This window comes from Paenibacillus sp. FSL R5-0470 (assembly GCF_037975205.1).
In the GTDB taxonomy this organism is placed as follows: domain Bacteria; phylum Bacillota; class Bacilli; order Paenibacillales; family Paenibacillaceae; genus Paenibacillus_AQ.
Window position 1 is genome coordinate 3,405,735 of the sequence record NZ_CP150238.1, and the last position, 23,733, is coordinate 3,429,467.

Sequence of the window (23,733 nt, forward strand, 5' to 3'; positions counted from 1 at the left end):
TCTGGATTACAATTTCATCAGATGGACGAAAGGTTGATTACATATATAAAGGAAAAGGAGATTGCAGGATGACGAAGAAAGCATTGATTGTAAAAGGTGGATGGGATGGGCATGAACCAAATGAAGTAGCCGCAATTTTTGCTGGCATTCTAGAGGCTGAAGGCTTTGAAGTTGAAGTGTCTGATACGCTGGATAGCTTCAACAGTGTAGACAAGCTTACGGATTTAAGCCTTATTGTACCGGTATGGACCATGGGAGAAATCAGTAATGATCAGGTATCCTCAGTTCTGAAGGCAGTAGCTTCTGGAGTAGGAATTGCCGGTTGTCATGGAGGGATGTGCGACTCTTTCCGTAACAATACAGAGTGGCAATTTTTGACTGGGTCACAATGGGTAGCACATCCATTTAACGATGGGGTAGAGTATGAAGTTAATATCGTACATTCTGGCTCCAGTCCCATTGTGGAGGGTATCCAAGACTTCAAGGTGAAATCGGAACAATATTATTTACATGTAGATCCTGCAGTGGATGTCTTGGCAACAACTACGTTTGTAATGAGTGAGGGTGAGCATTCAGCAAATGGTGTCATCAGGATGCCCGTTGTATATACGAAGAAATGGGGAAAAGGGAAGGTTTTCTATAATTCACTTGGCCATCATGCAGACGTTTTCGATATACCGGAAGCCAAGGAACTGATGCGAAAAGGCTTTTTGTGGGCGGCTAACTAAAACTGAGATAAGGTGGGAATGATCTTGCGCAAAGTGAAGGTAGGTATAGTCGGCTGCGGTAACATCAGCAGCATTTATTTTGAGAATTTGAATGGGACCTTCGTTAATACTGAGGTCTATGCTTGTTCCGACCTGGATAAAAGTCGTGCAGAGCAAGCGGCGGAGAAATATGGCGTTCCTCATGTATGGACGACAGAACAATTACTTGCTTCGGAAGAGATTGAAATAGTCGTTAATCTAACAACGCCTAATTTTCATTTTGACGTGTGCAAGCAAGCCTTGCTAGCTGGCAAGCATGTGTATGTGGAGAAGCCCTTATCCCTTTCCCTTGAAAATGGCACTGAGCTAGTTCGTCTGGCGAAGGAAAAGAACCTGTTCCTTGGCTGCGCACCAGATACTTTCCTTGGAGGCGGTCTGCAAACCTGCAGTAAGCTGATTGCGGATGGTTATATCGGGGAGCCGGTGGCAGCAACTGCCTTTATGCTTTGTCATGGACATGAAAGCTGGCATCCTGATCCGGAATTTTATTATAAAGCCGGTGGAGGACCCATGTTTGACATGGGACCCTACTATCTAACTGCGTTAGTATCTTTGCTAGGCCCAGCTAAAACAGTATGCGGCATCACTAAAACCTCCTTTGCTCATAGAACGATCACGAGCGACAAAAAGTTTGGCAAAGTCATTGATGTAGAGGTGCCCACACATGTTGCTGGAACGATTGAGTTTGACAGTGGCGCTGTGGCAACCATGATTACCAGCTTTGATGTTTGGCACAGTACTTTACCGAGGATCGAAATCTACGGATCGCAAGGAACCTTGATCGTACCGGACCCTAACAACTTTGGAGGGCCGATCCTTTTACGCCCGGCACACAGCTCGGAATTCCAAGAGATCCCACTTATCTACAATTATGCAGATAATAGTAGAGGCATAGGAGTAGCAGATATGGCACACTGCATCGACACGGGGGAGACTCCTCGTGCAAACGGAGAACTCGCCAATCACGTACTTGAGATCATGCATGCATTCCATACAAGTTCCGACTCTAAGCAATATGCTCAACTGGTAACCAGCTGCGAGCAGCCCAAGCCATTGCCGCTGGGCTTAGTCAAAGGGTATTTAGAGTAGTAATTTCCCAGAACAAATACTAAATGTATGCTGCAGATAATCAGCTTTCAAAAAGGGTAGAAGACAGATCTTTAAGTCTTCTACCCTTTTTGGTTTGATGAATCGCAGCATACACCAAATCTTCACCATACACTTACCAGACAGGTCTTGATCTCATAGTAGATTTATCTTCATTTGCTTTATATACAAGTGTTGTTAAATCATCTTTGAGCATCTGCAGTCGTTCAGCACCTATGATTTCAATCCAACGTTGCTCAATCTCAGTTAGTATTTCTTCTTTTGCTTTCACTGCTAACCAACCTCGCTCAGTCAAAACAATGATTTTTCCTCTCTTGTCAGTGGGATGATTTTCGCGAATTACATAACCACTTTTCTCAAGATAATCTACCATTTTACTTACGGCTTGCTTCGTAATTCCTAAATATTCGGCTAATTCTATACCTGTTGCTCCGTTTGGAACAATACACTTAAACATAAAACCATGTACAGGTCTAATATCAGCAAATCCTAATTCACGCAATCTATCATGTAGTTCATTAATTGATGTACTAAAGGATAATGATAAAAGTGTTGTCAGATCCAATTCACTAAAGACTTCCTGAGTCATACATAAAACCTCCTTAAATAAAGTCAACTTAGTTGACTTTGTACGAAATACATTGTACTATGCGAAAAGTAGTCAATCAAGTTGACTATATTTTCTGTTGTGAAAGAAACAGGAATCACTGAAACAGAATTAATAAATTATGGAGGGTTCTCATGACTAATATTGTTAAAGTTAGAGCAAGTGTATTTATTCCAACACCGTGGACTGATCCTAGGAAGGATGAAGAAACAGGAAACGTAATCCATTTTGAAGGTGACTCACGTGAATTCACACCCTATGCTGTCAACGCTATGCGCTCCAGAGTGGAACAAGAAGTAGTTGTAGATTTTTACAAAAAAGATATTTTCACATATGCAAATACTGGTATTACAACAGAAAGAGTCACTACTCCAGATGGTTCTGTTAATAAAAAAACAGGAAAAGCTACTACAGAAGGTATTTTGTGCACTGATATTGTGTGGGGCTCTGAAGACGTTAGGTTTCAAATGAGTGCAAGTGCTAGCAATCCATTAAATGCATTTGCACCTCCAGTTGACTATCTTTTAATAGTTCATATTCAAAAGGATGGTACTGTCAATATGCAAGGAGCACATGATGGATTTCCTTGTTTTGAATTTTATAAACAAGTGAACTTTGGAACGTTCGAACAAATTTATACACATGATTACAGAGTAACTGGTGATACACCAGAAGCTATGGCTGGAGAAATGGAGTATAGCTTCAAAAAAATATTATAAACAACATAAGAGTGCACATCAGGAGGAACAAGGAATGACAACCGTTTTATTTGTAAAAGCAAACAATCGACCAGCAGATCAGTCGATAAGTGTTAGATTATTTGAGGCTTTTTTAGCGAGCTATAAAGAATCACATCCAAATGACACTGTAGTAGAGCTGGATTTATACAATGAGGAATTGCCTTACGTAGGTGCAGATATGATTAACGGAACATTTAAGTCTAGTAGAGGATTAGATTTAACAGTAGAAGAAGCAAAAGCAGTAGCTGTTGCTGATAAGTATTTAGATCCATTCCTTGCAGCGGATAAAGTCGTATTTGGGTTCCCTTTATGGAATTTAACCATCCCAGCTGTACTACACACATATATTGATTACTTAAACCGCGCAGGCAAAACATTTAAATATACACCAGAAGGTCCAGTAGGGCTTATTGGAAATAAAAAAATAGTGTTATTAAACGCAAGTGGTGGTGTGTATTCTGAGGGACCAAAAGTTGATTTAGAGATGGCTGTTAAATATGTAACAAGTATGATGAACTTCTTTGGTGTGAAAAATATAGAGACTATTATCATTGAAGGGCACAGCCAATTCCCTGATAAGGCAGAAGAGATTATTGTCGCAGGGCTTGAAAAAGCTGTTAAAGTATCAAGGACGTTCTAAATAACCAAGCGTGTATCAGTCTATATAGGGCAGTACCAACACTTTTATAGCGGTGGTGCTGCTTTTTTATTCGCCTATTTCACTATTTTTGGAGATTACCTAAAGTCGATAGAAAGAAGGATTACATTACAATGGAACGTTTATGGACAAAAAACTATATCATGCTGACCCTTACAGCTTTATTACTATTTAGTGGATTTTATTTACTAATGCCAACATTGCCTATGTTTATCAAACAACTAGGTGGAAGTGAATCTCAAGTTGGATTAATAATTGGAGTGTTTACAATATCGGCAGTAATTTTTCGTCCTATTATTGGAGGATTAATGGATCGGTTTGGTCGACGTGCATTTATAATAAGCGGATTACTTTTTTTTGCTATAACCATGTATTTTTATGATTGGGTAACAGGCATTATATTTTTAGTAATATTACGTATCCTTCATGGAGTCAGCTGGGCAGTTGCTACAACTTCGATAGGAACGGCTGTGACTGATGTTATTCCACAATCTCGTCGTGGAGAAGGAATGGGATGGTATGGACTAGCAATGACATTAGGTATGGCGTTAGGACCAATCATTGGTCTTTGGGTAACAAAATCTTATTCATTTCATTACCTATTTCTTCTATGTACAGCATTAGCTTTGATTGCATTCATACTTGGATTTGGTGCAAAAATTCCAACAGTACAAAACACATCAAAAAAAACAATATCATTTTATGAAAAAACAGTTTTACCTATCGCTATCGTTACATTTTTCTTATCATTTACTTTTGGTGGTATTACAACTTTTTTACCACTGTTTGCGGCAAATATTGAAGTTAACACGGGTGCTTTTTTCTTAGTGTATGCAGTCACACTTACAGTAATTAGACCACTTACAGGGAAGATATCCGATAAGTATGGGGAAGGGGTCATTATTGTACCTGCTCTTTTCATATTGATAGTCGCACTATTCGTCCTAACAATGACTAAAGGAATTGTTGGAGTGGTTATTACAGCTATTTTGTACGGAATTGGATTCGGATCAGCTCAACCAGCGCTTCAAGTAGCGATGATTCGATTAGCCCCGCCAGCGAAAAGAGGTGTAGCGAACGCTACATTCTTTACTGCTTTTGATTTAGGAATTGGTTTAGGAGCTATACTACTTGGATTTGTTTCACAGCTTATGGGATATCAGATGGTATTTATTACTTGTGCTATATCTGGGTTTATTAGTCTGGTGTTTTTTATATTGTTTGTAAAAAAGACACTAAAAACAACATGAACCTTCGTTATCAATAAGACAGTAAACTTGATTTCATGGGTTTATATGATAGGATTTTGAATGAGGCAAGGCTCTATTAAGATTAAGAATAGGAGGTTAGGTATGCAAGAAAATACATTGATAGCCTCGGATTTCAGGTTTTCAATTAACCTCCCTGAAGACGCTATCGCTTCCTGGCATCAAGAACTTGAGGTAATGTACATCTTGCAGGGAACTGGGGTACTACAGTTGGATGACAATCAGTTTACCTATGAAGTTCAGCAGGATGACATTATTGTATTGAATAGCTACCAACTGCACGCTTTAAATATGAAAGGTTCGGGCAAGGCGCTATCGCTGTTTATCTCGCCGGCATTTTTGGCAGCTTTTTGTCCTGAGATTGAAAGTATAATTATAGAGTGTAAGTCTTTTCTATACCCTAAGGACGAACAAGCTCGCTTTAATGTAATCCGAAGTGAGTTCGCCAGTGTATTCCAGGCCTATTACAAAAACGAATCTCGTTTACCTATACTAATGCGTAGTCGTGTAGGTGTACTGCTGAACAGTCTAGTGCATACTTTTCTTGAGCAGAACAAGCAGAAGGATCCCTCCAAATCCTCAAGTAAGGAAAGATTGCGCAAAGCAACCGACTATCTCCACCGACATTATCGGGAAAATATTACTCTGAGTGGATTAGCCTCTACTATCTATTTAAGTAGCTCCTACCTGTCCCATTTATTTCAGAAACAGCTTGGTCTTACTTTTACTGCCTACCTTACAAATGTCAGACTGAGTCAGGCAGTGGCACTTCTTCGTAGTGAAAGAACGATCACGGACATCGCCTCAGAAGTTGGATTTCCAAGTACCAACGCTTTGATCGACGCCTTCAAACGGCGCTTTGGTGTTACACCAGGGCAATACCGTCTAGTAAATGAGCATGATGCGACAGATCCACAGGAGAACAGAATGGTCACAGCGGGATTTTCGACCGATTTCACTTCACTAATGCGGCATTTGCATCACAACGAGCACTCCATTGTCCAACCTCAAGTCAATGAGGGATATGATCTTCATGTGGACACTGGCCGTAAGATTCGGACGCTGAGTCATAACTGGCGGACGTTGATTAATGCAGGTTACGCCAAGGATCTGTTGAATGGCGCGGTACAGGCGCAAATACGAAAGCTGCAAAAGGAGATTGGCTTTCGCTATATGCGCTGCAAAGGTCTGTTAGACGATGACATGATGCTGTATGTCAGGAAAATGTCTGGTAGCGCAGATTATAACTTTGTTTATGTAGATGAGGTACTGGACTTCATGCTTTCAGTGGAGTTAAAGCCTTATGTTGAATTTAGTTATATGCCTTCTGCATTAGCGAGGGAAGCCGTGTTTCCATTTAAGAGGCCAAGCATCCTTTCTATGCCTGAGCATCTTGACAAATGGCTCGACCTTGTGACTTCACTTGTTAGGCATTTCATTGATCGGTATGGGATTGAGTCCGTGCGGGAATGGAGGTTTGCTCCTTTCGTGAGTCCAGAGTTCTCAGGATATGGTGTGTTTACCATGGAAGAATACTGGGTGCTTTACCGTGAAACCAGCCACGCCATCCGTGCTATCGATCCGCAGCTACATATTGTTGGTCCAGGAAGCAACATTGACTCTAGTAATTTTATCAGCGAATTCCTAGTGTCTTGCAGTAAGGGAAATTGTTTGCCCGACTCTCTGGCTCTACGTGCTTATCACAGCATCTTACCGGGTCAAGAAGACACTGGTCTTCAGCTCATGGCAGAGGATGAAGCTTTTCCACTTGCGGTAAGCGGCGATGAACAGTTTATGAAACACGCGTTACATAAGGTCAAAAAGCTGTTGCGTCAACGTGGTTTCGCTAGTCTGCCCGTGATTCTTGAAGAGTGGAGTAATAACATATGGCAGCGTGATTTGTGTAATGATACCTCCTACAAATCTACTTTTCTTTTCAAAAATATTCTGGAGAATTACGACCACTTTGAGGCTATGGGATACTGGTCGCTTAGTGACCATTTGGAGGAGATTGTTCCTTCGTCGGATCTTTTTCATGGCGGGTTTGGTTTATTCACTCGCGGAGGTTTGCCCAAAAGCTGTTATCGGGCGCTGCAATTGTTGCGTTATGCAGGAAGCGGTCTGATAGCTGAAGGTGATGGGTATTTTATAACTTCCTCGAAAGCTGAAATACAGATATTTCTATATAATTATTGTCATTATGATACTCTATATCGCTACCGTCATACCACTCACTTGACTCAAACCGAACGTTACAACGTGTTCAATATACGCAATACCCGTCAGTATCACATTCGTCTAGACGGCTTAACGCCGGGTGTTTATACAGAGCGAAGGTATTCGGTAGGTCCGGCTGGGGGAAGCGCCTTTGATGAATGGTTGAATATGGGGGCACCTAAGGACATGCGTCCAGAAGAATGGTCTTATCTTGAAGGTCGGTCCCTGCCGTTATTTCAAATACGTTCACTGCAAGTGACAGCAAATTTTGTGGTAAATGCTGTTGTACAACCACATGAGGTACAAGTGATTAGATTAACACGTTAAATAGAGAATAGTATAACAAGGATGACTTTAGTGTTGTCCTTTTTTGTTTTTTATATTGTATTTTTGCTCTCGACATCATTTTTGAAATCGCTTTCAATAATAATGATAAAAGAAGGATATAACAAAAGAAATAATGCGATATTTTTTCTGCAAACCCAAACCTATAATTGAGTTATGGCAACCAATACAAATCGCCGCAAATCATTTTACCATACAACATTTGAAAAGGAGTAATCATCATGGAACGTAAATATTCGCAACAGCTTCTTACATCGATGCTAGAAAGGCAACATGTAATTAATGTAAATGGACTGGATATCCTGATTAAGCCTATTCCTGAAACCGATGAGCCAGGTGTGCTGGATCCTCGCTTTTATCAAAGTATGGAGTCAATCCTAAAAGGTTTCAAGGGAATGCTGGTTAAGATGATGTTGAAAGGCAGCCGAAAGAAAAATATCCAAAAAAGTGCAGCTCAAATGCGCAAGATGATGAATGGCGTGAACAGCATTCCGATTACTGAAGGTGTTGATGTGAGGCATGCTACCGTTCAAAACGGTGATGTTGCTGTCCCGGTGCGAATTTACACTTCGCAGAAGAAGAGTGGAGAGTTGCAGCCAGTGTTCTATTACATCCACGGAGGCGGTTTCGTAGCAGGAGGACCCGAAGTAGTAGAGGAGATGTGCAAGCTTGTGGTTGCAAATACGGGCTGTGTATCGATTCAGGTTGATTACCGCTTAGCTCCGGAGAACCCATACCCCGCTGGGCTCGACGACTGTTATACCGTGTTGAAATGGATATATGCTCACGCCGAAGAATTTAATGGTGATCCGAATCGCATCTGTATTTCCGGTGATTCCGCAGGTGGGAATTTAGCCACGGTATGCGCAATGAAAGATCGGGATGAAGGAACGCAGATGGTAAAGGCACAGGCACTACTATATCCAAGCGTGGACGCAGCAGGTATGCAGGAACATATGCAGCGCAGAGATGTTTATGAAATATCCCCGTCTCAGGATAAAGAGATTCGTTCTATACTGAATTTGTTGAGCGGTGGTTTAGGAACTGTGGGCTTAGGCGAATATTTGGGCGTGTCCGATGATACAATCCCTTATGTGAGCCCGCTGCGAGGAGATCTGAAAGGGATGCCGCCTGTCATTATTTTGTTTGGCGAATATGACTTTCTGCGTATTGAAGATGATGCTTATGCCTTAAAGCTGAAGGAGTCGGGCGTCCAAGTGAAAACGGTACGGTACAAAGGACTTTCTCACGGCTTTGCCGATCAGGTGGGCGTCACACCGCAAGCGGAAGATAGTTTGATTGAAATTGGGAATTTCATGCTGGAGAATGTGTAATAAATTATATTCAAAAGCCGCTCATTGCGGCTTTTTTTATTGTTCTGAAATTACTATTAAATCTTGTCATCAGGCACATTCATGCTCCGGCTATATTGTAAGATTAGACCTGTCGTCATTCAAATGAGTGTTAACCACTCTACTGAATTATCTGGCTTAATATGCTAAGCTTTATATAGTAGAGCATTATACTGCTATAGATCAGTGATCACCATAATAGGAGTGATATTTTGCAGACAAAGATCAACCTAGAAGGCGAATGGAAGTTGCAATTGGATGAGACAAAACAGGGACTAACCTTGCCTTTTACAGATGTTATCACACTGCCGGGAACAACGTCATACGCACGTAAAGGACCAAAGAACGAGGAAGTTTTAGTAAGCGCTCTAACCGATGAATATTTGTTTGAAGGGCAAGTCTGGTTTGCAAGAGAGGTATTCATTCCGGATGAGCTGGCCGGTAAGGCCTGCTATCTATTTTTGGAACGGACGAGACTTACGACGATTTGGCTGGACAATACGGAGATCGGTAGCCGTAACAGTCTGAACACCCCGCATATATATGAATTGCCGAAGCTACAAGCTGGAATTCATACAATCACCGTCCGTGTGGACAATACCGATTACCCAACCAAAGGCGGACATTTGACTTCACAGGATACCCAGACCAACTGGAATGGAATTACCGGTCGTATGGAGCTTCAGTTCTATGGGGAATCGCAGCTTACTAATATCCGACTGGAGTCGAATCTGGCTGCACGTACGGTTCGTATTACAGCAATTTTGGACAGCAACTGTGAAACTACGCTTGCGGTGTCTGCTCAAAGCTTCAATAGTGAAGAGACACACGCGGTGGACGAGCGTGAGTTTCCTGTTTCACCGGGGCTTTTTTCCGTCGATTATGTGCTGGGCCAAAGCGCGTTGCTCTGGAGTGAAGGCGCTCCCAATCTTTATAAAATAACCCTTGTTTTGAAAGACATGGATGGACATATTACTGACCAACAGGAGCTCATCTTTGGTTTGAAGGAATTCCGAGCGGAGGGCGACAAGTTTACAATCAACGGAGAGAAAACCTTTCTCCGCGGCAAACATGACGGCCTGATCTTCCCGCTCACCGGCTATGCCCCAACTGATGTCGAGGAATGGGTAAGAATCCTTGGCATTTCCAAGTCCTACGGTATCAATCATTATCGCTTCCATACCTGCTGTCCACCGGAGGCTGCATTTACCGCTGCGGATATGCTTGGGATCTATATGCAACCAGAACTTCCATTCTGGGGTACAATCACGGAAAAAACCGATGATGGCCATAATCAAGCAGAGCAGGATTATCTGATCAGTGAGGGTTATGCCATTCTCCAGGCCTTCGGCAATCATCCCTCCTTCGTGATGATGTCCCTTGGTAATGAGTTATGGGGCAGTAAAGCTAAAATTGATTCTTTCCTGAAGGACTATAAAGCGTTCGATAAACGGATTCTCTATACACAGGGCTCCAATAACCACCAATGGGTACCGGAAATTCTGGAACATGACGATTTCTTCAGTGGGGTACGCTTTTCCAGAGACCGACTGTTCAGAGGTTCTTATGCCATGTGTGATGCACCACTAGGACATGTACAGACTGCCTTGCCGAGTTCATTGAAGGATTATGATGATCAGATCGTACCTTTGGATCTCTTGAATAGAGAGAAGATGGAAGATACAGCTGGCGGTGAGATCCAGATTCAGTATGGTGCCGAAGCCAAGACCGTGAAAGCAGATGAGGCTTCCGGAGAATGGATACCGCACATTCCTGTTGTTTCGCATGAGATTGGACAATACGCAACCTATCCAAATTTTGAAGAGATCGAAAAATACAACGGACCACTCAAGGCCGAGAATTTCAAAATTTTCCGTGAACGCTTGGAAAGTAAGGGACTGGGGCATTTAGCCGCTAAATACTTCGAATGTTCAGGGCAGCTGGCCGTAGCCTGTTACAAAGAGGAACTCGAGGCGGCATTCCGCTCCCGGCGGCTTGCCGGCTTCCAGCTCTTGGATCTCCAGGATTTCAGCGGTCAGGGAACAGCATTAGTAGGTGTCCTCGACGCCTTTATGGATTCCAAAGGAATGATTAGCCCTGAGGAATGGCGAACCTTCTGTAATGATGCCGTTCTGCTGGCGAGATTTCCTAAGTATAACTATGTCTCCGGTGAACCGTTCGATGCTCATGTAGAGCTAAGCTGCTTCCGCAGCGGTTTGCCAGATACACTTGAATTACGTTGGGAACTGACTGTGGATAATGGTATTTTGGCAGAAGGTACAAGCGAGGTGAACGTTCCTGCAGGAACGAATTACATCGATATCTGCGATTTGGAAATAACGCTGCCTGTAGTTGACCGGATGAGTACAATCGTATTGTCTCTCTCGATACAGGGGACAGATATTCGTAAGAGCTACGATCTATGGATTTACCCAGAAAAGAGCGGCAATATGCTGGAAGGCATCCATGTATTCGACAAGCTGTCTAGTGATGCGCTTGCACTACTGGAGCAAGGTGAGAACGTGTTGCTGATGCCGAAACCGGAAACTCTCCAAAATGCTGTCGAGGGTTATTACTGCACAGATTTCTGGTGTTACCCAATGTTCCGCTCTATCTCAGAGAGCATGAACCGGCCAGTTCCTGTGGGTACCATGGGACTTTTAATTGATAACAGCCATCCTGTATTCCACGAGTTCCCTAGCGAGGAGTATTCAACATATCCATGGTGGAATATCGTTCAGCACTCAAAATCCATTATCATGGATGAAGCTGATCGCAGTTGGAATCCCGTGGTGCAGACCATCGACAATTTTGAAAGAAATCATAAGCTTAGTTTCCTCGTGGAATGCAGCGTAGGAGCAGGCAACTTACTAGTGTGCGCTTTAGATGCAGACAAGGTAAGCGATACGCCTGAAGGAAGACAGTTCTTATCAAGCCTTGCGGGTTACATGAAATCCGCAGCGTTCAAACCACAATACAAAGCAACTGTTAACGAGCTTCTTGAGTTAATCAAGTAGGGGGTTTCTAAGACTCTTCTTTGTATTTCATATGGATGAACAGAACACAGGGACAGTGCTTCTTTATATACGATGGCCCGTTTAACAGCAGAGCAGCGATTCTCTAAGTCACGAGAGAACCGCTGCTCTTTTGGTGCTAGTCAGGAGGCAGACTTCAACTTCAACAGTGTAATCATCCTCTAGCTTGTGAGAGTTTCGGACTCCAGTGAACCTATTGCTCAGAAAGAGGCTCAATTACAGAGTTTTTTATGCGAATAGCGACTCGGGGTCCGTTAGCATTCCAAAAGTGTAATAATACTGCGCTTAGGGTCATCTCAGTCCGATAGGTGCTACGTCGTTGCAGGAGTTCTTGAATCTCAGTCCAAACAAAAAGCAAAGGAGATCCCCGGTGGCCTTTCACGGCTTGAGGGAACTCCTTTTTCGCGTTCTACAAACGGCTTGGTTCTAGAATGGTTGTTTGTATTTAGCTGCAACTGCGCAGATTAACAAACGATTTCACAGGGTTAGGGGCCTTCGAAAATGATAACCCGATGCTATCATTGGTAATGAAGCTAGATGAATAGAATTGTAAGCGCATTAACCGATGGCGCCAGAGCCGTTCTTAGTCATGAACAGCGCCAAATTAAGCAGGATTTGGGGGAACGGGAGAAGACATGAAACAAATTTTATTGAACGATCTAAAGTGGGAAGTCAAAGGGTACTGGCCTTGGGTGCCGTTAAAGGGCACCAGCATGGAGCTAGGACAGGAATTGATGGGAGTTACAGACTGGATGCCAGCTACTGTGCCGGGTGGAGTTCATTATGATCTCTACAGACAGGGCTGGATTAGCAATCCTTATGAAGAGTTGAACAGCTTAAGCTGTGAATGGGTAGAGAACCGTTGGTGGGTTTACCGCACGACTTTGAAACATCCTGAGCTGAAGGCATCCCGAGTTGAACTGGTCTTTCAGGGGCTAGACTATGAAGCAGCTGTTTACGCCGACAATATCCAGTTGGGTGAACATAAGGGAATGTTCGAGCCTGCTGTATTTGATGTTACAGATCTCCTCTCGGAGCGGGAGAGTCTGGAAATCTCAATGCTACTGAAGCAGGCACCGGATGAAATGGGCCAAATCGGCAAAACCTCGGCCACCTTTACGCAGAAGAGCCGTTTTAATTATAAATGGGATTTCTCCACCAGGTTAGTTAACGTCGGAATCTGGGATGATGTGGTACTGAGGGTTCACCGGGATTGTTCTTGGCAAGACGTGTCGATCACTACAGATGCGGACCTTGGTGAAAATGACGGGGAGGTGTCTGGTCGAATTTCTATTCAGGCAAGCATCAAACAGATGGCTGGTCCTGAACATACAGAAAGGCTGACAGCGAGCATCACTTGTTCTGATCCGAAGGGGAATCCGCTGCTGGTTCAGACGTACTCTGTTCTTGCGGGAGAAGTTGTGAACACGGAGCTCGAAATACCTGAACCTCAGCTATGGTATCCAAACGGTTACGGAGAACAACCGCTCTACAGCCTTGAGCTGAAGCTGCTGGACGAAGAGGATATGGTGCTGGATACCCGGAGGTTACAGACAGGCATCCGCAAGCTCGATTATATCCTTAATGAAGGAAGCCCCGACAACGCACTACCTTATACGGTCGTGATCAACGGGCGCAAGATTTATATAAAAGGTGTAAATATGACACCCTTGGATCATCTCTACGGAAATGTGATGGTCGAACAGTATCAGCAGATGATCCATCTAATGAAAGCGGCACATATCAACCTCGTTCGGGTATGGGGCGGTGGAATCATTGAGAAGAAAGCGTTTTACGACTTATGTGATGTAAATGGCATTATGGTCTGGCAGGAGTTCATCCAATCGAGTTCTGGCATTGATAATATTCCATCCAAGCAGCCAGAGTTCCTGGAACTGCTGCGTAAGACGGCTTGCACCGCACTCTGTGATAAACGCAATCATGTATCACTAACGGTATGGAGCGGTGGAAATGAATTAATGAGTGAACCAAACAAGCCTTCAGACCTCAGTGATTCCAATCTGGCGATGCTAAAGGGGCTGGTAGAGCAGTATGATCCGCAGCGGCTCTTTCTGCCGACCTCGGCATCTGGTCCGGTGGAGTATATTACGGAAGCCAAGGGCCAGGGGCATGATGTTCATGGCTACTGGAAGTATATGGGCAACCCCTATCACTACGAATTATATGGCAGTAACGATAATCTGCTGCATAGCGAATTTGGTGTGGACGGTCTGAGTTCTCTCAAAAGCCTAGAGAAATTTCTGAATGAAGCCAACCAGCAGCCTGTCTCGATGGAGAACAGCGCCGTATGGAGACATCACGGGGAGTGGTGGGATACGCTAAGCCGTGAAGAAGAAATGTTCGGTAGCATGAATGATTTGAAGCAGTTCTCTGCTTGCAGCCAATGGATGCAGGCAGAAGGAATCCGCTTCGTGCTTGAGGCTAACCGTCGCCGCAAATTCAGGAACAGCGGCAGCATTGTCTGGCAGTTCAACGAGCCATGGCCGAATGTGTCTTGCACCAATCTTGTAGATTATTATGGTGAAACTAAAATGGCCTACCACTGGGTGAAACAAGCCTTCCGTCCGCAGCATGCTTCGCTAGATTATCGCAGCCTACTTTTAACGCCTGGTACTAGATTTCATGGAAATGTATTCGTGCATGGTGTGGATGGAGGCAAGGTAAAGGTTGATGCAGAAGTGCTAGATGCAACGGGTAGAAGCCTATATCGGCAAACCTTCGAGGCAGAAGGAGACAAAGATCGTGCTGTCTGTGTTGGGGAGTTGAATTTCAGCGTGCCTGAGCCTGAGGATCTATTATATTTTGTCAGATTGTCATTCCGGAACATTGAAGAAGAATCGCAGCAAAATTTATATGTGTTCTCTACAGCTAACCAACATCTTTATGCCCCAGCACTTGAACTTACAGGTGGCAACCTTCAGGTGCGGCAGGAAAGCTTATGGCAACCTACTGGTGTAGGAAAGATAAGTCACCAAGCTCACTTCACTCTCCATAATACTGGTAGTGAAGTACTGTTACATGTACATGCAGAGGAGAAGGGGGACCGCTACTGGATGGAAGCAGATGAACAGTTCCTCACCCTTTTTCCAGGAGAAAAAAGGACGGTGACGGTTACTTGCACACCAAAACTGTCGGGAGGATTTCTGGCTGGGGAGAATTACTGTAGTACCGACGGTCTGCCAGAAATTAAATTTTGCTCGTTTCTGACAGCACATGGCGATACGATACCAGATGAAGGAGAAGGAATTTATGAGTAAATCATTGTGTTTTGTACCGGGAAAATACGTTCCGCTAAGTCGGTTTATTCTGAGTGGTGGATCTGAGCCCATTGCTCTACCTGTTACTAGGGCTGTGGCCGATTACTTAAAAATGCACGATGCAGAACTACTGCTGGCCTACTTGCGGAGCGGTGAAGTAACTTATCACAAAGCCGGTTGGTCAACCCTGCGAGAGGATACAGTCGAGGCTGAAAACGCGGAAGGAACCCAGAATTCAGAGGAAGGAGTGTTCGTATTGGTCAGTCCGTTACTGATCAATACGCTTCCAGTAGTGTCACACTGGGATAACAGTGCTGCTGAGGGGAAAGGCGGCTTCCGTTATGGTGGGACCGACGGCATCGGGACCCTGCGGATGGACGAAGCTGGAGAGAAGGTTGTAGCTGAGCATGTACGGCTCTATAATAACGATCCAGATAGCCCTTATGTATACAATACCGAAGATTATCAGTTGTTCGGCAGTAACGAAGGGGATAAAGAACTTAAAACCCCGCAATTTGAACGCTATATTGGTGACCGCTACAGTCTCTATGCAGTAGATGATTTAGTTGCCATCTCCTTGAGCGACCGTATCCTGAAGACCTTCGGGTATCCGGTGGTCTACCGTAATGAATCCGCTGACGATGGGGCTCTTTTAAGCAATGCGCCTGTGTTTCAGCTCATCAGCGGCAGTCTGTTAGTTACGAAGAACGGTCAGCATAGCCTTGCGTCCTATATTTTGCCGCCCAATTGGAGTGCGAAAAGTGTTAAGGGCTATCCGCTGTTATTCAACGGTTATTATGATGCCAATGAAAATACCTTCAGCACTGTAGGTCCCTCATTTCTGGAAATCATCGGAAAGACTCTGGCCAGCACAGGCAAAGGTGTTGTTGGTGTTCTCTGGAACGGTGGAAGTTACATCGGCAGCCGCTCCCTGCAAAGTTCCATTTACGCCGGCATTGGGGCGGCAATTGCCAGAGGCCAAGATAGCTATGGTGGTGATGCGGAGCAGGTTGTGGCCGTGGGTGGCTCACGCGGTGGGCTGACCGCGTTGCTGGCGGGAGGCAATCCTCTAAGGCTGCCGTACCGGGTGCGGTACACATTGTGTTATGCACCTCCGCTAATTCTGAACGGGCTTACCCGTGAGTTTGCGGAAGGGGCATGCCCGTTGATCTGGCATGTGGCAGAGGTGGATACGGGTTACCGGGATATCTGGAAGAAGGACTGGCGGCATCCTCAGACCGGAAGATCAGGTATCGAGACTCTGCTACAGACTCTTACGGGAGCCGGTGACTCTGCGAGCCTGCGGGAAACAACCGGACTAGAATCCGATTTCTTCATAGACGGCCTTAAAGCGAGCGGCACTAAGCTACTGATAAATCATGGCACGCATGATGCCTTTACCCTCAGCCGATTCAGCTTTGCCTTCGCGGCCTTGGTCCGGAGTCACGGCATTCCACTTCGCCATGAGATCGGCTACCGCTTCGGGCATAACAACTGCACGGACCTTTACGAGCAGGCTGCTCTGTGTCTAAAAGCTATACTACAGGAACAGGAGCTTGAATTCACGGGGACGGTGCATTATCGCAGACGCAGTCCAGCTGTGGGCGAGTGGGAGCAGACGGAACGTTTTGTTCCGGTTCATCAGCCAGTTTTTCTGGAGGCACCGAAGTTCGTAGCGGTGGGTAGTCCAGTGGCTTGGACTCTTTATGGAGAGCCGGGAATGGAATACCGCCTAGAGCTGGGGATCCTAGATCAGCAGGCTTGGGAACAGAAGCAGCAGGTAGTCCGTAATGAGTGCATTACCCTCGCGTCCGGTGTTTTACCTGACAAACAGCATCCTCTTGAACTCTGCTCGTGGCAGGATGGGGTAAGTCAACTCGCTGACGGGCAGCATGCGGGTTATTATCTCTATGAGTTATCTTACAGGCTCAAGGGTGAACAGGACTGGAACGTAGTATCTCCATCCCGTGTGCCGCAGCCCGGCGTGGAGCCGCAGGCGGTACTCCGCATTTTGGAGGAGCAGCCCAATCCGGCGAGCGAAGCATTTCGAGCGGAAGCAGCCGTCCTATGCATTAGCTCAGGGCTAAGTGAGGCCTAAACAAAACGTCATACTATGAACATAAGCGGTGTACGACCATTCCGGTGCGTACATCGCTTTTTTTGAAATATAAGAAAGTATAAGTTTCATACCATACACAATCTTTTATATTTCTCGCATGATTGCTTGCCAGCAAAATAAGTAGCTTTACAAACGCTTTCGCAGGGTTACCGGATTTCGAGGTTTTGTAGGAAGCGCTATCATTTAAATATAACAACTATACAACGCCTGACCGGAGTGAATTCTTGGCTTCGGGAGGAAGGAAGGACAGGAGCATGATTGGAAAAACCACTGAACTAAATCCTTTAATGACTAAGAAAAAGAAAGGTTATCCTGTGCGGCGTCTATTTAGAGATTGGTCATCTTGGATATTAATTGTCCCTACGCTGTTTGCCTTTTTCTTTTTTTCCTGGCAGCCGCTGGTGAAGGGCATTGTGCTCTCTTTTTTCAATACAGAGGGTTATAATGCCGTAAGCTTTGCCGGACTGCAGAATTACAAGGATGTGATACAGAACTCAGCATTTCAGCAGACACTGACCAACTCTTTTGTGTATGTGTTCTGGTCGCTGCTGATCGGTTTTGCTGTACCCATTATAGTCGCAGTTGTGATCAATGAGCTCAGGCATGGGAAATCGTTTTTCCGCTTTTCGGTCTTTTTTCCGAGCATGGTTCCCGGCATTGCTGCCTCGATGTTATGGATGTTTCTGTTTGAGCCTGGGAAGGGCGGCGTGCTGAATATTATGCTGAGCGCTCTGGGATTCCCGGTGCAGCAGTGGCTTCAGGACCCGGACATGACGATTATGCTGATTATTTTCACGATTACCTGGCGGAATTTCGGGGGAACGGTGCTGCTCTATCTAGCCAGTCTGCAAAGCATTAATCATGATCTGTACGAAGCGGCTTCTATCGACGGTGCGAATGTATGGCGGAGATTTAAAAGCATCACCATTCCGCAAATTTCCAGCATGATCGGATTGATGATGATTTTGCAGATCAGCGGTGTATTCCAGATTTTCAACGAGCCTCTGGTTATGACCGAAGGTGGGCCGAACAACGCCTCTATGACGTTAATGCTCCAAAGCTATTACTATGCGTTCCGGAGTTTTGAAGCAGGCCATTCCATGGCGCTGGGGGTTATTACTTTCCTTGTCCTGATGGTGCTAACTATTATATATTTCCGGCTGGATAAGAAATTGAACAGGGAGTAGAAGCTATGAAAACAAAAGAAGCATTTGGCATTATCGGCAATATAGAATACAGGTCACCTTGGGTACGCGTGCTGTATTGGTGCATGTTCATTCTGATGATTGTGCTTGCCGCCGTCTGTATTCTGCCTCCGGTCTGGATTATGGTTTCGAGTCTTAAAGACATCAAAGAGTTTTATGCGATCCCGCCTACCCTGATTCCTCGCTCATTCAATGTTGGCAAGCTATGGGAGACCTGGCAGGAATTTAACTTTCTCAGTTACTATCTGAATACGGCTTACTTAGCTGTCGGTTCTGTACTGTTCTGTCTTACGTTTAACGGGCTGGCAGGATATTTTTTTTCTAAGCTGAAGCCTCGAGGGAGTGCACTGCTGTTTGCCTTGATCGTTTGGACCATGATGGTTCCGAATACAGTCGGAATGGTGCCGCTTTTCAAAAACCTGATTGATTTTCCACTGCTGCACTTGAATCTGACCAATACCTACTGGCCGATGTGGTTTATGGCTGCCGTGAATCCAGTGGTAATTCTGATCTTCAAGAACTTTTTTGATACCATCCCACTGGCGCTGCTGGAAGCGGCCAAAATTGACGGAGCGAGCACCATCGGCATTTTTATCAGGATAATCCTCCCGCTTAGCGGACCAGTTATGGCCACAATTACAATACTAACGATGAACAGTGTCTGGCAGGACTTCTTCTGGCCTTTTATGGTGCTGAAGGATAAATCGACCTGGTCGGTCATTGTGGCCATCTATAATCTGAAAGCGACTTTGCCGCAGGACATTCAGTTTATTGCGCTGACGTTTGCGATTCTGCCGCCGATTATTCTGTTTGTTTTTTTCCAAAAGTACATTATGAACGGGCAATCCTTTGGCGGAAGTATTAAAGGGTAACATCACCCGATCACAAACCATTTCACAGTTTTGCCCCGTAGGGTGCTGCAGAAGGTGCGTGGTAAGATGATTTCAGATTCAAAAGAAAGCGCTTTACATGTTGTGAAGAATGCTTTAACAATAAGACTAGGGGGAATTACATTGAGAATCGAACACACCAAAAAAATCACAGCTACACTGGCGCTAACGCTACTTCTTACGGCCGGTCTGGCTGGTTGCGGAGGTTCCAAAGAGGAGAATGCTGGAGGGAATACGGAGGAAGCGAGCAACAAACAGGTGACGATCAAGGTCAGTAACTGGCCAAAGCCGAATGAGGAAGCCAAAATCGCCCAGTATGAGCAGGTTATGGCGAAGATGAAAACTAATTTTCCGGATATCATTGTGGACAAGGATGAATGGGGTTATGACGTCAGCTCTTTCCTGCCTAAAGCGGCCAGCGGTCAGCTTCCAACGGTTTACGAGACCTTTTTTACAGAAACAAGCAAAATTATCAAGGCAAATTACGCAGCTGATATAACGGATACTATGAAAAAATACGGTTATGATCAGGCGATCAATCCAGATCTGCTTAAGATGGTTACTAAAGACGGAAAATATTACGGGATTCCGAAGGACGGATACGTCATCGGTATGCTCTACAATATGAATCTCTTCAAGGAAGCTGGTTTGTTGGACGATAAAGGCATACCAAAGTTCCCTAAGACATATGATGAGCTGGCAGAAACCGCGCAGATCATCAAGCAAAAGACTGGTAAGGCGGGAATGTTCCTACCAACAAAAAGTGGCCAGGGCGGTTGGATGTTCATGAATATTGCCTGGGCTTACGGCGCTGAATTCGAAAAACAGGTAGATGGCAAATGGCAAGCGGTGTTCAATTCTCCAGAAGCAGCGGCAGCACTGCAATATGTGAAAGACTTGAAGTGGAAATATGATGTACTGCCGGACAATAATCTGGTGGATGTTACAAATGATATGTTCCGCTTGTTCGGAACTGATCAAGTCGCTATGAGCTTCGGCACGAATGACTGGTCTCCAGTCATCCAGCAGCAGACTAAAATGTCTAAAGATAATGTGGCAATGTCCGCACTTCCAGTCGGACCGATCGGTAAACCTGTAACCCTGCTCGGCGGTGGTCTATATATGTTCTCGCCTAATGTAACACCTGAGCAGATTGATGCTGGATTCAAATGGCTAAAAACCTACGGATTCACTCCGGAATCCTCAGAGGAGGCTTTGACCGGCTGGGATATCGAGAAAAAGACACTGAGTGATCAGGGTCTGATCGTAGGCCCTTACGGACTGCGGATTTGGACAGATGAGAAACGGATCGGTGAAGAACAGAAGATTCTCGACAAATACAACAATGTAAACTTGGATTTGTTCCGTGATTATATGGACAACGGCAGTAAAGGCATGCGGGCAGAAGAGCCGGTCAACGCTCAGGAATTGTACCAGAAGCTGGATATTGTACTGCAAACCGTCCTAACGGACAAAAACGCAGATCCACTGGAGATTTTGACTAAGGCTGCTGAAGAATTCCAACGTGATTATCTCGACAAGGTGAAATAAACACAGTCAAACGGCGGCGTCGTCCTTCTGAAGGGCGGCGATGCCGTTTCTGCGTGATTGCCAAATCTACTCTAAGGGATAAAGGAGAGGTGCATTATATGGCTGCAAAAGAATGGGGAGACTGGAGCGCGCGATGGATCTGGCCTTTGGATGAGGAAGGAACAGAAAGTTGGGAGGAGCAACACGAGCGAGTGTATTTTCGCAAAATGTTTGAGCTACCAGCTGGAGCCGGGAGGGCCTACAGTCTGAATTTGGCCATTACTGCTGACAGTCGCTACAGACTCTTTGTTAACGGGAAGCGTTTATGGGCCGGTCCTTGCAAGGGTCATGGTCATATTCACTATTATGAGGAGTTCAATTTGGGCGACGTTTTGCAACCAGGTATAAATGTGATTGCTGTTATGGTAGTTCATTATGCTGGGACATCTCCCTTTGAGCTGGGGGAAGACGGACCTCTATCTATCTGGCGTTCGCAAAAAGGCGGATTGCTTGTAGAAGCGGAAGTTATGAAAAATGGGCAGCTTGTGCAGGAACTGAATACAGATACCTCATGGAAAAGCATTAGGGACCACAGCTACCGGCTTCAACCGTTTCCGATTATGCGCTGGATGGGCGGATTGGAAGAGGTGGATGGGGACGTAGCGCTGCTGGATTGGACACTGCCGGAATATGACGACAGCGCCTGGCTAGCCGCAGGTATTGTACAACCGGTACGGGATGATTATGGTCAATTAACCCCCTGGCAATTGGCGAAGCGACCGATTCCGCTGCTGTATGAGCGCGAGCAACTCTTCCTGAAGCTGATGCGCAGCAGTAGTGGTGAAGGGGAAGCCCTTTTTGAAAACGGGCATAGTCTGGAGCTGCGGAATGAAGCTGCTGGAGCTTCGCCGCCATTTGCAGGAATACACGTAGAAGGGGGACAGCAACTCTGGCTGGAGCTGGATGCAGGTGAGCTAATCACAGCTTATCCGCAGCTTAAGCTTCTTGGGGGGAAAGGTAGCCGGATCACCCTACTGTACGCCGAGTGCTACGAAGAAGAGACTGGGGATGACGAGATCCGCCGCAAAGCTGTCCGCGATGATATGCAGGAGCATGTGTTAAGAGGCGGTTATGACAGCTACCATCCAGCCGGTTATGGCACCTCGGTGCAGATGGAATGCTATGAGCCATTCTGGTTTCGTACTTTCCGGTATGTCCGGCTGGAGGTGAATACTGGAGCTGAGCCTTTGACGATATCCGGCTTCAGTTATCGGGAGACCGGATATCCTTTGCTGCCGGAAGGAAGCTTTCATTGCAACGATGAACGATATAACCAGCTCTGGGAGCTGAGTGTCCGAACACTACAACGCTGCATGCATGAGACCTACGAGGATACGCCGTATTATGAACAGTTGCAATATACCATGGATACCAAACTAATGATGGAATTTACGTACCTGTTATCAGGAGACGACCGATTGGCACGGAGGGCAATGGAAGATTATAGGGCTTCGCAGCTGCCAAACGGCATGTTGCAAAGCCGCTACCCCTCCGTGCTGCCACAGGTCATTCCCTCCTTCTCCTTGTATTGGATCGGGATGATTCATGACCACTATAGATCCTTTGGAGATTTGGATATCGTAAATCAGTACCGACTGCCACTGTTATCTGTATTGGACTGGTTCGATCAGCGACTGACACCGCAGGGTCTGGTGGACAGAACACCTCGCCAATATTGGAATTATTTCGACTGGGTAGAAGAATGGCCACTTGGTGCACCAGACTGTACGGATGATGCACCTGCAACCGTGCTTAGCCTGATGTATGCAGCCGCGTTGGAGCAAGCGGCTGAATTACTTGCCGCCAGCGGGTGGACGCAGATTGCATCTGAGTTGCGCCAGCGCAAAGCCGCGGTCAACGCTGCGGTACTGGATTGCTGTCGCCAATCGAACAGCTTGATGTTCCGCGACAGTCCGGCGGCAACAGCGGAAATGCAGCTGAGCCAGCATACGCAGGTCTGGGCGATTTTAGCTGGCACGGTGGACGCTGTAGAGGGGGCAGTACTACTAGAGGCTACAATGGCTGACACATCACTGGCTAAACTTTCGCTGCCGATGAGCTATTATCTTTTTCGCGCGCTGGAGCATTGCGGATTGTATGACCGCTCCTTCGGACTATGGGTACGCTGGATGAAGCAGCTGGATTTGAACCTCACTACACTCCCAGAAATGGACTCTGTTGGAACCAGAAGTGACTGTCACGCCTGGAGCGCGCTGCCGATCACTGAGTTCACAAGAGGGATATTGGGTGTCCGGCAAGGGATAGAGGGAATAACCGTAAAGCCACATTGCGGCGAACTGCAACAGGCCAGTGGAATCGTAAGCACAAGTCTGGGTCCAATACATGTAAAATGGGAAATCCATTCAGAAGCGGGACATAAAAGCTTCCATTTTGAAGCTAACTGGCCAGTCGGTTCGGAGATTACAATTATCTTGCCTAATCATGAAGTGCTGCTAACAGATGCAGGTTCTATTTATAAGGAGATCGACTTTAGTCACTTTAGCTGATAGTCTGATTTCAATTGATCTTCGTTTTCGTTGATTCATACACCAGAG

Annotated in this window: 15 protein-coding genes; 14 read left to right on the forward strand and 1 reads right to left on the reverse strand. The window is 45.5% G+C overall.

Annotation, left to right across the window (positions count from 1 at the left end; all coding sequences use genetic code 11):
* Positions 1–68 precede the first annotated feature (68 nt).
* Together MKY99_RS14980 and MKY99_RS14985 are read left to right on the forward strand one after the other, a co-directional pair.
* A complete protein-coding gene (locus MKY99_RS14980; protein WP_339271407.1) occupies positions 69–728 on the forward strand; it encodes a ThuA domain-containing protein in 660 nt (219 codons plus the stop codon).
* Between the two features lie 24 nt (positions 729–752).
* Positions 753–1,856, forward strand: coding sequence for a Gfo/Idh/MocA family oxidoreductase (locus MKY99_RS14985; RefSeq protein WP_197071293.1), 1,104 nt, complete (start codon positions 753–755; stop codon positions 1,854–1,856).
* Positions 1,857–1,989: 133 nt separating this feature from the next.
* Here the strand turns inward: MKY99_RS14985 and MKY99_RS14990 are convergent, their stop codons facing one another.
* Positions 1,990–2,463 (reverse strand): MarR family transcriptional regulator, encoded by a 474-nt coding sequence (locus MKY99_RS14990; RefSeq protein WP_339271410.1) that lies wholly within the window; start codon positions 2,461–2,463, stop codon positions 1,990–1,992.
* A gap of 152 nt (positions 2,464–2,615) precedes the next feature.
* Here MKY99_RS14990 and MKY99_RS14995 point away from each other — a divergent pair, with 152 nt between their 5' ends.
* From MKY99_RS14995 to MKY99_RS15050, 12 genes are all read left to right on the forward strand, one after another.
* On the forward strand, positions 2,616–3,200 hold the full coding sequence (locus tag MKY99_RS14995; RefSeq protein WP_042188329.1) for a DUF3238 domain-containing protein: 585 nt from the start codon (positions 2,616–2,618) through the stop codon (positions 3,198–3,200).
* A gap of 34 nt (positions 3,201–3,234) precedes the next feature.
* Positions 3,235–3,861 (forward strand): FMN-dependent NADH-azoreductase, encoded by a 627-nt coding sequence (locus tag MKY99_RS15000; protein WP_339271412.1) that lies wholly within the window; start codon positions 3,235–3,237, stop codon positions 3,859–3,861.
* 131 nt (positions 3,862–3,992) lie between these two features.
* The gene (locus MKY99_RS15005) at positions 3,993–5,129 is read left to right on the forward strand and encodes an MFS transporter (RefSeq protein ID WP_339271414.1); all 1,137 of its coding nucleotides are present in this window, start codon (positions 3,993–3,995) and stop codon (positions 5,127–5,129) included.
* Between the two features lie 102 nt (positions 5,130–5,231).
* The gene (locus MKY99_RS15010; protein ID WP_339271416.1) at positions 5,232–7,691 is read left to right on the forward strand and encodes a helix-turn-helix domain-containing protein; all 2,460 of its coding nucleotides are present in this window, start codon (positions 5,232–5,234) and stop codon (positions 7,689–7,691) included.
* 239 nt (positions 7,692–7,930) lie between these two features.
* Positions 7,931–9,043: an alpha/beta hydrolase gene (locus MKY99_RS15015; RefSeq protein WP_339271418.1), complete on the forward strand. Its 1,113-nt coding sequence runs from the start codon at positions 7,931–7,933 to the stop codon at positions 9,041–9,043.
* A gap of 230 nt (positions 9,044–9,273) precedes the next feature.
* Positions 9,274–12,078 (forward strand): glycoside hydrolase family 2 TIM barrel-domain containing protein, encoded by a 2,805-nt coding sequence (locus tag MKY99_RS15020; RefSeq protein WP_339271420.1) that lies wholly within the window; start codon positions 9,274–9,276, stop codon positions 12,076–12,078.
* Between the two features lie 653 nt (positions 12,079–12,731).
* Positions 12,732–15,374: a glycoside hydrolase family 2 TIM barrel-domain containing protein gene (locus MKY99_RS15025; RefSeq protein ID WP_339271422.1), complete on the forward strand. Its 2,643-nt coding sequence runs from the start codon at positions 12,732–12,734 to the stop codon at positions 15,372–15,374.
* Positions 15,367–17,472: a hypothetical protein gene (locus tag MKY99_RS15030; protein WP_339271425.1), complete on the forward strand. Its 2,106-nt coding sequence runs from the start codon at positions 15,367–15,369 to the stop codon at positions 17,470–17,472. Before MKY99_RS15025 ends, MKY99_RS15030 begins: the two co-directional genes overlap by 8 nt.
* A gap of 275 nt (positions 17,473–17,747) precedes the next feature.
* Positions 17,748–18,680: a sugar ABC transporter permease gene (locus tag MKY99_RS15035; RefSeq protein ID WP_218640913.1), complete on the forward strand. Its 933-nt coding sequence runs from the start codon at positions 17,748–17,750 to the stop codon at positions 18,678–18,680.
* 5 nt (positions 18,681–18,685) lie between these two features.
* Positions 18,686–19,570 carry a carbohydrate ABC transporter permease gene (locus MKY99_RS15040; RefSeq protein WP_339264683.1) on the forward strand — a complete coding sequence of 295 codons (885 nt, stop codon included), beginning with the start codon at positions 18,686–18,688 and terminating at the stop codon, positions 19,568–19,570.
* Between the two features lie 141 nt (positions 19,571–19,711).
* A complete protein-coding gene (locus MKY99_RS15045) occupies positions 19,712–21,139 on the forward strand; it encodes a hypothetical protein (protein WP_339264685.1) in 1,428 nt (475 codons plus the stop codon).
* Between the two features lie 98 nt (positions 21,140–21,237).
* Positions 21,238–23,685 (forward strand): alpha-L-rhamnosidase N-terminal domain-containing protein, encoded by a 2,448-nt coding sequence (locus tag MKY99_RS15050; protein WP_339264687.1) that lies wholly within the window; start codon positions 21,238–21,240, stop codon positions 23,683–23,685.
* Positions 23,686–23,733: the final 48 nt, after the last annotated feature.

Bases quoted from the DNA above. Each gene is read 5' to 3' on its own strand.
- MKY99_RS15000 (WP_339271412.1), top strand. From the start codon at position 3,235: ATGACAACCGTTTTATTTGTAAAAGCAAACAATCGACCAGCAGATCAG.
- MKY99_RS15025 (WP_339271422.1), top strand. From the start codon at position 12,732: ATGAAACAAATTTTATTGAACGATCTAAAGTGGGAAGTCAAAGGGTAC.
- MKY99_RS15050 (WP_339264687.1), top strand. From the start codon at position 21,238: ATGGCTGCAAAAGAATGGGGAGACTGGAGCGCGCGATGGATCTGGCCT.
- MKY99_RS14995 (WP_042188329.1), top strand. From the start codon at position 2,616: ATGACTAATATTGTTAAAGTTAGAGCAAGTGTATTTATTCCAACACCG.
- MKY99_RS15015 (WP_339271418.1), top strand. From the start codon at position 7,931: ATGGAACGTAAATATTCGCAACAGCTTCTTACATCGATGCTAGAAAGG.
- MKY99_RS15040 (WP_339264683.1), top strand. From the start codon at position 18,686: ATGAAAACAAAAGAAGCATTTGGCATTATCGGCAATATAGAATACAGG.
- MKY99_RS15035 (WP_218640913.1), top strand. From the start codon at position 17,748: ATGATTGGAAAAACCACTGAACTAAATCCTTTAATGACTAAGAAAAAG.
- MKY99_RS14980 (WP_339271407.1), top strand. From the start codon at position 69: ATGACGAAGAAAGCATTGATTGTAAAAGGTGGATGGGATGGGCATGAA.
- MKY99_RS14990 (WP_339271410.1), bottom strand. From the start codon at position 2,463: ATGACTCAGGAAGTCTTTAGTGAATTGGATCTGACAACACTTTTATCA.
- MKY99_RS15010 (WP_339271416.1), top strand. From the start codon at position 5,232: ATGCAAGAAAATACATTGATAGCCTCGGATTTCAGGTTTTCAATTAAC.
- MKY99_RS15030 (WP_339271425.1), top strand. From the start codon at position 15,367: ATGAGTAAATCATTGTGTTTTGTACCGGGAAAATACGTTCCGCTAAGT.
- MKY99_RS15005 (WP_339271414.1), top strand. From the start codon at position 3,993: ATGGAACGTTTATGGACAAAAAACTATATCATGCTGACCCTTACAGCT.